We start from the raw sequence: 15,090 nt of genomic DNA, 5'->3' as shown, positions 1-15,090 counted from the left end.
CTCAATCGCCCGTCAGGATGCGGTCGACCAGTTGCTTCACGCTCGGCACGAAGCCGTTGGAATAAAACGGGTCGCGCTTGAAGTTATAGGCGGCGTGACCGGCGAACATGAGGTTCTGATCGACGTCGCCACCGTGCGCGATGTCCTGCAACGTCTTCTGGATGCAGAAGCTGCGCGGATCGGCGAGCCGGCCGGTCGAATTCGTCTCCGTATCCGCCCAGCTCGAGAACGAGCATTGCGACAGGCACCCCATGCAATCGGCCTGGTCCTTGCGGATGATGCCCTTCTCGGTCGGCGACACGAACACCAACGTATTGTCCGGCGTCTTCAGCGCGTCGGTATAACCCTCGCCGAACCATTGGCGCGCGCGCAGCAGGTCGTTGCGGGTCACCCAGAAGTTCTTGCCCTTCACACCGACATCGAGCTGGAAGACGTGATCGCCGGCCTCCTGCGTCGAAAACGCGATCTGACGTTCGCTGCGCGCCTCCAGGTTGCGCAGGAACGGGTTGCGCACTGCCGACGAATAGAAACCGGTCGGGGAAAAGCGATGCAGCAGAACCTCGCCTTCCTCGATATGGGTCAGCCGGTCCTTCCAGTCCTGCGGGATCGGGCTTTCCTGCGTCAGCAGCGGACGCGTACCGTATTGAAAGGCGATCGTGCCGAGTTCCGGATTGTCGATCCAGTCGTTCCAGTCGCGTAGAAACCAGACGCCGCCCGCCATCACGATCGGCGTGCTGTCGGGAATGCCACCCTCGCGCATCACAGCGCGCAGTTCGGCGACGCGTGGAAACGGGTCCTGCGGCTTCAAGGGATCCTCGGCATTGGACAGGCCATTGTGCCCGCCGGCCAGCCACGGGTCCTCGTAGACGACTGCCGCGAGCCATTCCGCCGCCTTCGAATAGGCGCGCTTCCACAAGGCGCGGAACGCCCGACCCGACGAGACGATCGGCAGGTAGGACACGCCGTAGGATGCGGTGATCTCGGACAGCTTGTACGGCATGCCAGCGCCGCAGGTGACGCCGGCGACCATGCCGCGGGTGCGGTCGAGCACGCCGTGCAGAATGCGCTGCGCCCCGCCCATTTCCCACAGCACGTTGATGTTGATCGCACCCTTGCCACCGGCGATGTCATAGGCGCGCTTCACCTGCTGGACGGCGCCCTCGATGGCGTATTCGACCAGTTCCTCATGACGTTCACGGCGAGTCAGTGCCGTGTAGACCTGGGGTATGATCTTGCCGTCCGGATCGTAGCTGTCGGCATTGACGGCGGACACGGTACCGATTCCCCCCGCGGCGGCCCAGGCACCGGCGGACGCGTGATTGGTCGCGGCGACGCCCTTGCCCCCTTCGACCAGCGGCCAGACCTCACGGCCATTGTACACGATCGGCTTCAGGCCCTTGAACACGGAAAACGTCACCTCATCCCGGGGGTAAATACGGCCGGCTATACAAGAAGGACGCAGCGATGCGAAGGAATTGCGATGCGGCGCCATCCTGGACCATGGCCGGCGCCGTCCGACACCGATCGGCAGGACGCTTAGGCGTCGGTTAACCCTGATCGTGCACAGCAAGCGCCAACCACTGCTAGGGAATCTGACCGATGGGAGTCCTCAACCATCTGATCGCGCCCAAGCGGCCGAAGCGCAAGACGCTCGCCGCAACGCTGCGTTCTCCACTTGGCGCACTGTTGCTGCCGCAATTCGAGCGGCTCGGCCTGCCGGCGGGCGAATTGCCGCATCGCGGCCCCACCGGATCGGCATGGTCCCGCGGCTACGTACTGGGGGCCGCCTGCGCCTCTTTGCAGCATCAGGATTCGGCGCCGGCTACCGATCAGGAATGTTTTACCATCGCCCGCACCGCCTTTGCGATGACCTACGGCGAGGCGGACGCACACGACCTGCTCGCCGCGACGGTCCTTGCCGCCGAGGCACATGAGCCGGAGGTCGAGGACGGCATGATGCAGGGCGCCAGCGATCTGGCGCTGATGGCGACCGGTAATACCGATGTCTCTGCATTGCAGTTCGTCATCCGCAACACCGAGGAACTCGTCGCCGGCGATTGAGCAGCGACCAAAGCCTCTGAAGCAACAATTCGTCACACGAAAAGCAGCTCGCCGGTCGAACCGAAACGGACCCGCCGCGTTGTCGGGATGAATGCGGGGGCTCAGGACATCGTTGATCGGCGGCACGGCTGTGCTGCTTGCCGGCTGTAACGCGCATCAATCGACGCTTGCGCCATTCGGGGCGGATGCCGCCGATATCCGCCATCTGTTCTTGATCATGCTCGCCGGCGCTCTGGTGATCGCCACAGCGGTCGCATTGCTGATGCGGCACGCGGTTCGGGCGCCCGAAGGCGACCTGACCCACCGCGGCGGCATGCGGCTGGTCCTGTGGCTCGGCGGCATCGTTCCTACGATCGTACTGCTCGGCCTGCTCGTCTATTCGCTGCCTTACATGAAGCCGCGGCCGGTTGGTCCGGCCGACCTCACCATCGCGGTGGAGGGCGAACAATTCTGGTGGCGTGTCACCTATCGTCCAACCGATGGCGCGACGGTGGAGAGCGCCAACGAGGTGCGTATTCCCGTCGGCCGAACGGTCGCCGTTCGCCTGACCGCCACCGATGTCGTCCACAGTTTCTGGATACCGGGCCTCGGCGGCAAGATGGACATGATCCCCGGCCGTACCAACACATTGGTGGTGCGCGCCGACAAGGCGGGACGCTATCGCGGACAATGCGCGGAATTCTGCGGACTGAGCCACGCGCTGATGGCGCTCGACGTCGTCGCAATGCCACCCGCCGCATTCGACGCCTGGCTCGCCGCCCAGCGCGGGGCCGCTCTCCGGAACGGGGCACGCGCCACCGGCGATGGCGCGAGCTTGTTCGCCAGCAACGGCTGCAATGCCTGCCATGCAATCCGCGGCACGGTGGCCGCCGGACGTATCGGCCCCGATCTCACGCATTTCGGCGCACGGGCGACGTTGGCTGCGGGCATTCTGCCGATGACGACGACCAATGTCGCCCGCTTCGTGCGCCATCCGCAAGCGATCAAACCCGGCGTCCGGATGCCCGCCTTCCCTCACCTGACCGAGGCAGAGGCCACCGCCATCGCCCGCTATCTGCAAGGGCTGACATGAGCCTTCACGCGCAAGACGATCCGCAACTTCGCAAGGATCAGGAAGCGCGGTTGCGCGCGGTATGGAAACCGCCATCGGGCTGGTTCTTTCGCTGGACCGACGTCAACAACAACCGGATCGGCGTGTGGTATACGCTGACCGCCTTTGGTTTCATGCTGTTCGCCGGCGTGCTGGCGCTCATCATGCGCACGCAGCTGGCAGTGCCCGACAACGATCTGGTCAGCGCCAACACCTTCAACCAGCTGTTCACGCTGCACGGCTCGATGATGATGTTCCTGTTCGCGGTGCCGATGTTCGAGGCGGTGTCCATTATCCTGCTGCCACAGTTGCTCGGTGCCCGCGACCTGCCCTTCCCGCGCCTTTCGGCATTCGGCTATTGGAGCTTTTTGCTGGGCGGCGTCTTCGTCGGTGGGTCGATCTTCTTCAACGCCGCGCCCGACGGCGGCTGGTTCATGTATCCGCCGCTGACGACGCGCACCGACCTGTCGGGGATCGGTGCCGACATCTGGATGCTGGGCCTCAGCTTCATCGAGGTATCGTCGGTCGCCGCCGCGGTGGAGCTGATCGTCGGCGTATTGAAATGCCGCCCGCCGGGCATGCGCCTCAACCTGATGCCGCTCTACGCTTGGTACATCCTGGTCGTGGCGGTGATGATCCTGTTCGCCTTCCCACCGCTGATCGCGGGCGATTTGTTGTTCGAGATGGAGCGCCTGCTCGGCTGGCCGTTCTTCGATGCGAGCAAGGGCGGCGATCCGCTGCTGTGGCAGCACCTGTTCTGGATCTTCGGCCACCCGGAGGTCTATATCGTCTTCCTGCCATCGATCGCGCTGTTCGCGATGCTGATCCCTACCTTCGCGCAACGCCATTTGCTGGGTTATCCATGGATCGTACTTGCGGCAGTCGGCACCGCCTTTCTGTCATTCGGCCTGTGGGTCCACCACATGTTCACGACCGGCCTGCCGAAGATCAGCCTCGCCTTCTTCTCCGCCGCATCGGAAGCGGTCGCGATACCGACGGGTGTACAGATCTTTGCATTCATCGCGACCTTGTGGGCGGGCAAGGTCAAATGGTCCGTGCCGCTGCTGTACGCGTCCGGTAGCCTTGCGATCTTCGTCATCGGCGGCCTCACCGGCGTGATGGTCGCGATCGCGCCATTCGATTGGCAGGCGCACGATACCTATTTCATCGTCGCGCATCTGCATTACGTCTTGATCGGCGGCACGCTGCTGCCCCTGTTCGGCGGACTTTATTATTATTGGCCGCTCATCACCGGCAAGACGCTCAGCGACCGACTGGGACGGATTGCGTTCTGGATCATGTTCGTCGGCGTCAATCTCACCTTCTTCCCAATGCATCTGTCGGGGCTGGAAGGAATGCCGCGTCGCGTCTTTACCTATCCCGCCGACCTTAACATCGGCTGGCTCAACCTCGCCTCGACCTTGGGATCCTACCTGTTCGCCAGCGGCGTGCTGGTATTGGTGATCGACCTCATGCTGTCGCCGACCCGCAAGAAAGCGCCGCGCAATCCGTGGAATGCCGGTACGCTCGAATGGCTGGCACATCCCGATGACGAAGATTGGGGCATTCGCTCCGTGCCGCTCATCGAAAGCCGTTACCCGATTTGGGACCAGAAGGACTTTGTCGCCAAGGTCGACGAGGGGCGCTTTTTTCTGCCCGACGCCGAGGAAGGCCGGCGTGAGACGATCATCACCTCCGTCCTCGATGCCAAGCCGGTGTCGGTGATCCGGCTCGGCACGCCGAGCGTCAAACCGATGATGACCGCAGTCGCGTTGGGCGCAGTATTCATCCTCACCACCTACCACCTCTACCTCCTTGCGGCATTCGGCGGCGTGGCGACGCTTGGCTGCGTATTGTGGTGGCTCTGGGATACCGCGGCGATCCCGGAGAAGCACGAAAAGCCCATCGGCCATGGCATCGACTTGCCGCTCTATATCGCCGGACCGGCCGCGCCCGGCTGGTGGGCGATGTTCATCACGATGATGGCCGATGCCACCGCCTTTTCGGGCCTCGTGTTCGGCTATTATTTCTACTGGACGATCCATCCGAATTTCGGCGCCGACTTCGCCGGTCCCGGGACGTATTGGCCAATGGTCGCGCTGCTCCTGTCGCTCGCCAGCTGGGTCGCCACCGTCGCCGCGCGCGAAGTCCATTCCCGCGGCGCCGTGTCTCCCGCCCGCGCCTTGCTGGTCGTCGGCGCATTGGCTGCGATCGCCAGCCTCGGCGCCGGCCTGCGCAGCCTCGATGGACTCGATCCGCAGGCGAACGTCTATCCGGCAATCGTCTGGGTGCTGGTGATCTGGACGGTCATTCACGCGGCAATCGGCGCGATCATGCAATCGTACACGGTCGCGCGCAGCCTGGCTGGTCGGATGACGCCCGCCTATGATGCCGATTTGCGTAACATCACAGTGTACCAACACTTTTTTGCGCTGACGGCATTGATCGCCTATCTGACCGCCGGCCTGTTTCCGGAGGCGGGTCTGTGAGGCGCTGGCTACGTCGCGCCCGTGATCTGCGCGTGACGCTGTGGACGTTGATCGTGCCGCCGACGACCTGGGCGGCGCATTTCCTGTTCTCCTATCTGTGGGCGGCAATTTCTTGCGCGAAGCTGGGGGCGTGGGCGCGTTTCCCCACCGCGTTCGCGATCGGCACGGTGGCCGCGCTGCTGGTGATCGTCATCGCCGGCCTGATCGCTTGGCACCAGGCCCGCACACCGGGTGCGCCTGCTCCCCACGATGAAGGCACCGAGGTCGATCGCCTGCGGTTCCTGGCCTATTCGACCCTGTTGCTGTCTGGCCTCAGCTTCATCGCTGTGGTGTTCACCGCCGCCCCGGTCATCATATTGAGCGATTGCCGGTGAACACGCGCCCGTACCGAAAGATCGCACTTGCCGGGGGCCTCGTCCTGCTGCCGATCGGCTGGACGCTCAGCCACCACGGCATGTCCGGTCACATGGCCGCGCATATGATCGCAGTCGCCATCGCAGCCCCCTTGCTTGCCCTGGCGCTGCAGGGTGGGCGCTACGATCCTGCAACGCGATGGCCCCGCCTCGCCGCGCCCCTACCTGCCGCCATGATCGAGGCGGTGATCGTCTGGGGATGGCATGTTCCCGCCCTTCGCGGCCTTGCCATGCATCGGCCGATCGCATCAATCGCGGAACAGGCGAGCTTCCTTGCCGCCGGTCTTATGCTTTGGTCGGCGGTGCTCGCGCCCCGCCATCGCGCCGCGGGCGTCGGCGCCCTGCTCGTCACCTCCATGCACATGACGCTGCTCGGTGCGCTGATCGGCCTCGCCCCCCGCCCCCTGTACATGCACCAGGGCCCCGAAGCCCTCGCCGACCAACAGGTTGCAGGCGTCATCATGTTGCTGGTCGGCGGCATCGCCTATCTGGTCGGCGGGCTGGCGATGCTCGGCCGATTGCTGCACACCCGCCCGGAGGCGCGACCCGCATGACGATCCGCATCACCTGGACGCGCGCCATCGCAACGCTCGTGGGTCTAGGCCTCGCCGGCCTGCTGTTCGCCTGGTCGGGACTGTTCAATATCGCCGCGTCGAGCGGCCATTGGCCGATCACCGACTGGTTCCTGCACTGGACGATGCGCAATTCGGTGCGCACGCATGCCGCCTTCTCCAGCCCTGACGATCCAGCCGACGCCGCCGGAATGGTCAGCGCCGCCGGCCATTTCGCCAACGCCTGCGCGGTCTGTCACGGCGCACCCGGCGTGAAGCCCGCACCGGTCATGCAGTCCGCCACGCCGCCCGCCCCGAACCTGGCGATCAATGCGCGGGAATGGAGCGATGGTCAGCTGTTCTGGATCCTCCAGCATGGCGTCAAATATACCGGCATGCCCGGATGGGCGGTGCAGGATCGTCCTGACGAAGTACGCCGCATGGTTGCCTTCGTCCGCCGCCTGCCCGCCATGACGCCGACGCAATACCGCGCGCTGGTGAACGCGGGACGCCACGGCGCCGATCTTGCCGGCTGCACCGGGTGCCATGGCGGCGACGGCAAGGGGCGTGGGTCGGCCGACATTCCCGTGCTCGGCGGGCAGGACCCGGCCCATCTGCTCGCCGCGTTGCGCGGCTACGCGAACGGCACGCGGTCCAGCGCCGTCATGCAGCAGGTCGCGATGCGAATGGCGCCGGCAGAGATGGACGATGCCGCCCGTCGTTTTGCCGCGATGCCGGGTCTCGGCACCGCGCCGGCGGGCGATGCCGCTGCTGCGAAGATCGTCGCAAAGGGTTTGCCGAATATCCAGCTACCCGCCTGCTCCGCGTGCCATGCCCCCGGCAAGGCCTATCCGGTGCTCGCCGGCCAGCGTGCCAGCTATATTGCGCAGCGACTGCGCCATTGGCGGGGCGAGGACAATGTCGTGGACGCCCGAAAAAGCCATGCGACCATGCCCGTCATCGCGCGTCGCATCCCCAAGGACATGATCGATCCCGTCGCGCGATACCTTTCAGGCCAATCACCGCAGCCACGCTGACCACATCATTGCTGTGCCCAAAGGCCATTGCGCCGAACGGTTCGCGGCGGATCGCTAGACATCAAACGTTTGGTTGACCAGTCAGACCTGCGAGCAAGCGCTCGGGCTACTTACCGTTTGAACGTCATGGACAACGCTTGGCGTGACGCGAGCGTCGAAGCTGATGCACGACCAGCCGGACTTCGCCGCCCCCCCCCCCTTTCAGGGTGGTGGCGAGCTGCCGTGTCTGATCAATTATCTCTCGGCATTTCGGTACCGACCGGCTCCTGATACGGACAGCCGTTGGCCCGCGCACGGAAGTCTGCCGAGTGACGATAGGTGGCATTACGCGCGCGGTTGATGTTGCCCAGCGGGCGATGTGCCGAAAGCCCGGTCCAGATGCTGAAGCGCGTCTCTTCATTGATCTGCTGAACGTGCGCATCGCTCCAACTGTCCTGTGCCGCGGCACGGATCGTGGCGACGCGCTGGAAGGGCGCCTCCTGCTCATCCCATTCGACCGTGGGATCCTCGATCGGTTGGCGCTCCAGATCGCGGCACAATTGTACCTGAAACTCCCATTCCGCGTCCAGTTTTGCCATCTCGGCCCGCACATCCTCGCGGATCGCATCGTCACGGCCCCGCACTTCGATAATGCGGCCGGTCAGCGCGGTCAGCGCGGGGGCGACCGGAACGATCCGGAACTTGGCGATATGGTCGCCAAAGCGAAACGGCGTCACCGAATAATAGGTCTCTCCCAGCGGGTCGACATTGGGCGCTCCACCCAGCGTATCAACCTTCGAACTCGCCGTGCCCACTGCCTCCAGTGCAGTATGAACACCGCGCAGCACCGCCGACACCACCTTTTTCGTACTGACGTGACCCCAGTCTTTCATCCAGCTGCGACCAGAGACCGACCGGTGTTGTTGCGCATGAGCGCAGTTGAAGCAATGGGCGGGGTTAACCCCGCCCATTGCTGTTCGAGCCCGGCAGCGAACGCAGCCGGGGTAGCGTAGCCTAGCGACGAGTGCGGCCGCTCGGTGTTGTAGTCGTCGACCCAGCGCGCCAGGATCGAGCGGGCCTGGCGAACCGTGAAGAATAGCGTCTCGTTGAGCAGCTCGTCGCGCATGCGACCGTTGAAGCTCTCGACGAACCCGTTCTGCGTCGGCTTGCCCGGCGCGATGTAATGCCACTCGACGCCCGCGTCGCTGGACCAGGCAAGCACCGCGTTCGACGTCAGTTCGGTCCCGTTGTCGCTGACGATCATCTTTGGCCTGCCACGTTCCGCGATCAGATCGGTCAACTCGCGCACGACCCGCCGGCCCGAAATCGACGTGTCCACCACTGCCCGAAGGCACTCGCGCGTCACGTCGTCGACGATGTTGAGCACGCGGAACCGTCGGCCAGTGACGAGCTGGTCGTGCACGAAGTCCAGGCTCCAGCGCTGGTTGGGGAGCGCCAGCACCGGCGCAGGTGCCCGCGCGCCACCGGCGCGCCTTCGTCCCTTCCGGCGCCTGACCGTCAGCCCTTCCTCACGGTAGAGCCGCTGGGTCTTCTTGCGGTTGATCGTGATGCCGTCCCGGCGCAGCAGGATGTGCAGCCGTCGATAGCCGAACCGTCGGCGCTGCTGCGCCAGCTCGCGCAGACGCGACCGAAGGTCGCCATCATCTGCCCGGCACGAGCGATACCGCATGCTCGTGCGGTCCGCCCCGACGACAGCACACGCCCGCCGCTCGCTCATCCCCAACGTCGCCTGGAGATGCGCAACCGCTTGTCGCTTCGCGGCGGGCGTCACCACTTTTTTGACAGCAGGTCTTTCAACCCCGCGTTGTCCAGCATCGTGTCCGCAAGCAGCCGCTTGAGCCGCGCGTTCTCCTCTTCAAGCGACCTCAGACGCTTCGCGTCAGATACCTCCAGGCCGCCGAACTTCGCCTTCCATGCATAGTAGGTCGCGCTCGACATGCCGTGCTTGCGGCACAGTTCCGTCACCACCGCACCCGCCTCGGCCTCCTTCAGGATGCCGATGATCTGCTCTTCCGAAAACTGCTTCCGCTTCATTCCGTCCGTCCCTTCGAGGGGCCGGTCTCTAGGTCCAGGTGGATGAAGAAACGGGGGTCACGTCAAAAATCACTAAGTTGCTAGGCAACGGCCGCTTAACGGGCCTCCGCCACCAATTGCCCCTAAAATAGCGGACGTTCCTGATATAGGCAGGGGTGCTGCCCATGTTCTGAACGACTAGGAAGGGAACCTCATTCTGCCGCATGTTGTGCCGCATCGTCCAATCCCATGCGATTACCGCAGCGAGCTTTTCCCTCTCCTGCCATCGGAACGTCACAATGCCGATTATTGCGGCGACACCAGCAGCAGCGACTTTGCTATCGAGGATAGGTTGAACCTCGCGCATCAAATCGCGAACGACGGTGAGGTCGAGTTGCCAAGGCCAGCCGCTCACAGTCCTAGCCTTTGCCGAACAAAGGGAGCGAACGACCCGAACTCAACATATACGTCTGCAGCCGCCTGATTGAGCTCCTCGATTTCCTCAAGGGCTTGTGGTGGCTGCGCATTTCGGGGAATGCCAACGTGCCATGCTGTCATGCGATTAACGTCGTTCTCGCTGTTAGTGAGATTATTCCCATAAACGTCGGTGAGCCGCCGTATCTTGTCGTATAGGATCACCCATCTGGCCTGAATAACCTCGTCGCCGAAAACATAATTCGGGCCATGCCAATAGGAAATCGTGGTTGTCGGTTCGAGCTGCGACACGTGGGCATCTACCCGCCAATCGTGATCAGCCAGGAAGGTCAAAGCCCCATCATTGAGGACGTTATTGATGCGCCGGAAAAGCTGGATGTCGTGGGCGCTTGCTGGCGCCGCTACCGGCTCTGGCCTCTTTGCAAAAACGCCAAAATAAATTGCTCGGATCGCCGCCAGCAAGAACAGCGAGACGAGGATAACGTAGATGACCGACTGCCAAGATCCTAGCTTCGTCCACACTTCGCTCGGCTTAAACTGAGCAGCGACCGGGAATAGAGCTAAGCCTAGCGCCAGCAAGAGCGGCCACGGCAATAAATTCTTCCAACTCATGCAGCCCCCATTTTTCACTGTGCCTCCTAAGTAATTGTACGGCCAACAAAACCAAGCAATTCAAGTCCATCCGATCAGTCGCAATCGCTGAGTGAGCCGCAATGGTGCCCGTCTTCACGAACGCAATTGGTGAGTTGGCCCGCCGCCCGTCCCGGCCAACCCAAAAGCCGCAGCCCTGAGATCGTTGAGGAAAGCTGAGGCTGTTCTCACGAGGACGCAAGCGCGGCGATTGCCTTTGCCTCACCGTTAACGGCAATCCGATCCAAGGTTGAACGGCCGGCCGCTGTCGGCGAGTGCTTGGCGCACGCTGATCGTTCGCTCTGTCGGAGGACCTCGACTGCAGGGCTCAATGATCTTCGAATGACCGGTGTCGGCGCAAGCTGACGCTCTCATCACAACACCGGAACGACGTACGCTGGTCGAGAGGTGCCGCGGCAGTCCTGATCCACTTTCGGTCACTCAGGGCCGCTCACAGGCGCTCCAAGAGCGGACGTTGGTCCAGGTATAGCCCTTTAGCCGAAACTAGGCCGATAGCGGACAATTACCTTTTCGTGTGACAAGCGGGTGAGAGCAGCCTGGCGGCCAACTGCTCCATACGCGGACATACGATTAGCGCGGCATTTAACCGTGAAAGCCATAAGCGATCGGCCCCGAAAGCAGATCGCAGAGGTGGCCAACTAGTTCTTACCGTTGCACATTAGGCAGAACCGCTTCATCACCGATCATCGCAAGATCGCGTAATCCGACCCAGGAGGTGCAGACGATGAATGCGCGTGGCGGCTTTGGCGGTTCGAGCTGCTCGACAGGGAATGAGGCGAGGCCCATTGATTGATCCTGCCTCTTCTACCGATGGCCTTCTCGATCCATCGTTGCTTTCCGTGGCGTTGGAGGCGATGTGTGGAAATCACAAGTTGTTCGCACATCACTTCAAGACGATCAACCACGACTGGCAGCCAAAATCCCCCTGCTTGACGGCACGTTCATGTATCCGTTGTTCGGGGCCGCAGGCACAGACATAGATGCTCTAGTCGAGTACATCTACCAATCGCTCGTGCCCTACTGCCTCCCACGCGAGGAGGTCAGGAGGGTCACCGAGAAGGCTTACGAAGACAAGGACATGAACGCCTTCATCTCGCTCGGAGACCGGGCGAGGGAATTGTTCGTCAGGACCAGCGGGGCGGCCAAATCCGGCGGGGAGGCCGGCGAACTCGTCCTTTACCTGATCCTCGAGGCTCTGGTGAAGGCTCCGTTGCTGGTTTCCAAGATGAGCTTGAAGACCAACAGCAACATGAACGTGCACGGTCGGGACGGCGTGCACGTGCGCTTCTGTTCCAAACTGAAGGCGCTGGTCCTCCACCTTGGAGAAGCCAAGTTCCACAAGGAGCTATCGAAGGGGGTCGACGAGGCGATCGACTCCATCACCCAATACCTCGCCGACCGCGCGCTACGCGCCCGCGAGGTCTCGATCATCCATACGCACATGGACCTGGATGGGCTCGATACGGACGCAAAGGAGCATCTCAAGCAGATGCTGAACCCCTACGTCGTCCCCAGACCACCAAGGAACGAGATCCACACCTGCCTGATCGGGTTCGATTACCCGGCGTATGGCAAACTGGCAGGACCCTCGAGTGCGGAGGTGGAGGCGGCTTTCCGGGAGCAATACGCTAAGCGAGCATCGCAGATCGCCGACCAGATCCGCGAGAAGGCGTGCAAGAGGCTTCCTCCGCCGAACAACATCCAGTTCTTCGTAATGGCGTTTCCCAACGTCGAACTGTTCCGAAAGACCTTCGCGCAGAAGATCGGAGGGGGAAAATGATCGAGCAACTAATCGCCGATATTCGCGGGGAGCAGCGGTTCCACGATGACTATGCCGCCTTGGTGACCACCAGGATGAGCCAGACGTTGAACCGCAGTGGGCGTTTCGCAGCACCGGAAAGCGGACTGGTCGACAGGCTTGTCCAGAGCGCGGGTCTCCTGAGCTTGAGCGAAAACCCGCAGGCTCGTCGCGAAGCCTTCACGATCGCCACGGCAGCCTTCGAACTATATGGCGAGGCCCTTGGCGGACTTGCCGACGTACTTCGCCTGGTGCTGAGCCGACTAGGCAACTTCCCGTCGCTCGACTTTCGAGGCGAGCTCAGGGACCGGGATAGCAGCCTGCCAATGCCGGCGCTTCTGGAGACCGAAGGCCGCCGTCTTATCAACACCGTGGCCACTGGCGGCGGCGACCTCTCGCTGACGAACTATCAACGAATTGTCTGGGAGGATCTCAAGGATCGCAGGTCCGTAATCTCCTCCGCCCCAACATCGGCCGGCAAATCCTTCATGTTCCTGACCTATCTGGCGGAGCAGCTTAAAGCCGGTAAGATTCGCGCCGCCGCCTTCATCGTTCCAACGCGGGCGCTCATCACGCAGGTCTCCATCGCGCTTTCGCGCCAACTCGACCTCGTGAAGGACGACGAGACCAAGGTGGCGACCGTTCCGGTGGCCCAAGACCCTACCAACAAAATCGTCTACGTGATGACCCAGGAACGCCTGCAAGTGCTCCTTGGCGACCCCTTGTTCTCGCTCGAGACGGTGGTCGTCGACGAGGCTCATACCATCGGAGACGGTGACCGCGGCGTCCTGCTGCAATCCGTCGTCGATGAGCTCCTGATCCGAAACGGCGCGACGCAGCTGCTGTTCACCCTGCCCAGGGTGTCGAATCCCTCAGAGCTGGCAAGGGTGTTCCGCGTGGCGGATCCACGGGTCAGAAAGACCGAGGACAGCCCAGTCGGACAAAACATAATCCTCACCGACGTCAGCGACGCGACGCCCGATCAGGTCCACGCGCAGATCTGGGACGTCAGCAATCCCTCCGGGTCAGTGGCGTTCGACGTGGCCATTCCGCTCGTGCACCCCGACCAGAAGCTCGTCTATCTCGCGTGGCACTTCGGTCGAGGCTCCCAGAACATCATCTACGGGGACTCGCGCTCACGTTGCGAACGTCTCTCTAGGCTCCTGTGCGACGTGATCGACGGCGCCGACGACCAACCGCATGTCGACGAAGCGCTCCAGAAACGGCGCGTAGAGCTGGCGAAATTCGTCAAAGAGCACGTCCATTCCGAGTTCGTGCTTGCCGACGCAGTGCTGAAGGGTGTTGGTTTCCATTACGGGCACATCCCGACATTGGTCAGGCAGGCGGTTGAGGTGGCCTTCGAAGAGGGCACATTGGACTTCATCGTCTGCACAAGCACCCTCCTTCAGGGAGTGAATCTACCAGCCCGCAACATCTTTATGAGCAATCCCGAAAAGGGAGAGAAGCCGCTCAACGCCGTGGACTTCTGGAACCTCGCAGGTCGCGCTGGGCGTCTGGGTAAAGAGTTCGAGGGTAACGTCTTCCTGGTCGACTACAGCGAGTGGAAGAACCAGCCCCTCGGGCTCGGCCAGGAAGGGAAAATTCAATCATCCATGCAGCGCCAGGTCGTCGAGCAGACCGACGCCCTGATGGCATACATAGCGGACCCAGGCATCCCGTCCGGGAAGGACACGCTGCTCGAAAACGTCTTCTCGCGGCTGTTGCACGATCTCCGGGTCGGCAAGCTCCCCGACACGTTGGACAGGCTCGAGATGCCTGCTGCGGATCAGGTCGCGCTCACCGAGCGCCTCGAGGCCGCGGCCGAAACCGTGTCGGTGCCGACCGATACCCTGACCGCCAGTCCCTCCATCTCCCCGCACCGGCAACAGAAGCTGTACGCCAAGCTCCTGGCCGACGTCGCCAAGAAGGGCGTCGCCTATTACATGCCACCGCATCCGGCCGGCGAGTTTGCGACGGTCCAGTCCAAGCTCATCAACGTATACCGGCGGTTGCAGGTCGAGTTCGACGCGGTGCCCAGCAAGAACAGATCGTACATACGCTGGGCGACGCTTTCCCTGACCTGGATGCGTGGAAGCGGCCTACCAGACCTGATCCAATACGAAATCGATCGCGACATCGCACGGGTAGAGGAAGGTCTGGCAGCCGGGCGCAAGGTGCGCAGGAGCGACAGCGCCGTCATCATCCGGAAGATGCTGAAGGAGGTTGAGCAGGACCTGCGCTTCAAGTTTGTAAAGCAGATGGGCTGCTACAACGCGGTGCTCCGCCAGGTGCTCCTCGAGCTCGGACACACCCGCGCGGCCGCGCATATTCCGCCCATCCCGCTGTTCCTCGAGGTCGGCGCATCCTCCGAAACAATGCTCAGCTTCATCGACCTGGGGCTTTCCCGCATCTCCGCGCGCTTGCTCCAGACACGCGCAGCGAACTTCACGATGGACCGCGCGACGGCCGAGCGATGGATCAAGCGTCAGCGCTTCGATCTCAACGTGCCCGAGGTCGTCCGGCGGGAAGTTGCCGCCCTGGTCCGATGAGGC

Annotated in this window: 13 protein-coding genes; 8 read left to right on the top strand and 5 right to left on the bottom strand. The window is 62.8% G+C overall.

Going from position 1 to position 15,090, the window contains the following annotated elements; translation table 11 throughout:
- Position 1 precedes the first annotated feature (1 nt).
- Complete coding sequence (locus GTH33_RS09270) at positions 2 to 1,405, bottom strand: NAD(P)H-dependent flavin oxidoreductase (protein WP_163959828.1); 1,404 nt, start codon at positions 1,403 to 1,405, stop codon at positions 2 to 4.
- A 194-nt stretch (positions 1,406 to 1,599) separates the two neighbouring features.
- Between GTH33_RS09270 and GTH33_RS09265 the strand changes: the two genes are divergently transcribed.
- From GTH33_RS09265 to GTH33_RS09240, 6 genes are all read left to right on the top strand, one after another.
- Positions 1,600 to 2,061: a hypothetical protein gene (locus GTH33_RS09265; RefSeq protein WP_243848276.1), complete on the top strand. Its 462-nt coding sequence runs from the start codon at positions 1,600 to 1,602 to the stop codon at positions 2,059 to 2,061.
- A gap of 91 nt (positions 2,062 to 2,152) precedes the next feature.
- The gene (gene coxB, locus GTH33_RS09260; protein WP_163958163.1) at positions 2,153 to 3,133 is read left to right on the top strand and encodes a cytochrome c oxidase subunit II; all 981 of its coding nucleotides are present in this window, start codon (positions 2,153 to 2,155) and stop codon (positions 3,131 to 3,133) included.
- Entirely contained in the window at positions 3,130 to 5,640 is a 2,511-nt protein-coding gene (gene ctaD / locus GTH33_RS09255) for a cytochrome c oxidase subunit I (protein WP_163958162.1), read from the top strand. The genes coxB and ctaD overlap by 4 nt, the downstream gene beginning before the upstream one ends.
- Positions 5,637 to 6,014, top strand: coding sequence for a hypothetical protein (locus GTH33_RS09250; protein ID WP_163958161.1), 378 nt, complete (start codon positions 5,637 to 5,639; stop codon positions 6,012 to 6,014). The genes ctaD and GTH33_RS09250 overlap by 4 nt, the downstream gene beginning before the upstream one ends.
- Positions 6,011 to 6,607, top strand: a complete 597-nt coding sequence (locus GTH33_RS09245; RefSeq protein ID WP_163958160.1) for a cytochrome c oxidase assembly protein — start codon at positions 6,011 to 6,013, stop codon at positions 6,605 to 6,607. Before GTH33_RS09250 ends, GTH33_RS09245 begins: the two co-directional genes overlap by 4 nt.
- Positions 6,604 to 7,641 carry a c-type cytochrome gene (locus GTH33_RS09240; RefSeq protein ID WP_163958159.1) on the top strand — a complete coding sequence of 346 codons (1,038 nt, stop codon included), beginning with the start codon at positions 6,604 to 6,606 and terminating at the stop codon, positions 7,639 to 7,641. Before GTH33_RS09245 ends, GTH33_RS09240 begins: the two co-directional genes overlap by 4 nt.
- Before the next feature lie 230 nt (positions 7,642 to 7,871).
- Here GTH33_RS09240 and GTH33_RS09235 read toward each other — a convergent pair whose 3' ends face one another.
- The 4 genes from GTH33_RS09235 to GTH33_RS09220 all read right to left on the bottom strand — a co-directional run bounded on the left by GTH33_RS09235 (position 7,872) and on the right by GTH33_RS09220 (position 10,701).
- On the bottom strand, positions 7,872 to 8,477 hold the full coding sequence (locus tag GTH33_RS09235; protein ID WP_338054412.1) for a catalase family protein: 606 nt from the start codon (positions 8,475 to 8,477) through the stop codon (positions 7,872 to 7,874).
- A 32-nt stretch (positions 8,478 to 8,509) separates the two neighbouring features.
- A protein-coding gene (locus GTH33_RS09230; RefSeq protein ID WP_163957038.1) for an IS3 family transposase occupies positions 8,510 to 9,675 on the bottom strand; the annotation gives its coding sequence in 2 pieces (ribosomal slippage) (positions 8,510 to 9,414 and positions 9,414 to 9,675; 1,167 coding nt in all).
- 28 nt (positions 9,676 to 9,703) lie between these two features.
- A complete protein-coding gene (locus GTH33_RS09225; RefSeq protein WP_163958158.1) occupies positions 9,704 to 10,069 on the bottom strand; it encodes a hypothetical protein in 366 nt (121 codons plus the stop codon).
- Positions 10,066 to 10,701 carry a hypothetical protein gene (locus GTH33_RS09220; protein WP_163958157.1) on the bottom strand — a complete coding sequence of 212 codons (636 nt, stop codon included), beginning with the start codon at positions 10,699 to 10,701 and terminating at the stop codon, positions 10,066 to 10,068. Before GTH33_RS09220 ends, GTH33_RS09225 begins: the two co-directional genes overlap by 4 nt.
- A 982-nt stretch (positions 10,702 to 11,683) precedes the next feature.
- Here GTH33_RS09220 and GTH33_RS09215 point away from each other — a divergent pair.
- Together GTH33_RS09215 and GTH33_RS09210 are read left to right on the top strand one after the other, a co-directional pair.
- Positions 11,684 to 12,520 (top strand): HamA C-terminal domain-containing protein, encoded by an 837-nt coding sequence (locus GTH33_RS09215; RefSeq protein ID WP_163958156.1) that lies wholly within the window; start codon positions 11,684 to 11,686, stop codon positions 12,518 to 12,520.
- Complete coding sequence (locus tag GTH33_RS09210) at positions 12,517 to 15,087, top strand: DEAD/DEAH box helicase (protein ID WP_163958155.1); 2,571 nt, start codon at positions 12,517 to 12,519, stop codon at positions 15,085 to 15,087. The genes GTH33_RS09215 and GTH33_RS09210 overlap by 4 nt, the downstream gene beginning before the upstream one ends.
- Positions 15,088 to 15,090: the final 3 nt, after the last annotated feature.

Origin of the sequence: Sphingomonas insulae, assembly GCF_010450875.1 — a bacterium.
Lineage (GTDB): Bacteria > Pseudomonadota > Alphaproteobacteria > Sphingomonadales > Sphingomonadaceae > Sphingomonas > Sphingomonas insulae.
Note: the sequence above shows the minus strand (reverse complement) of the source record. Positions and strands in the feature narration are given on the sequence as shown.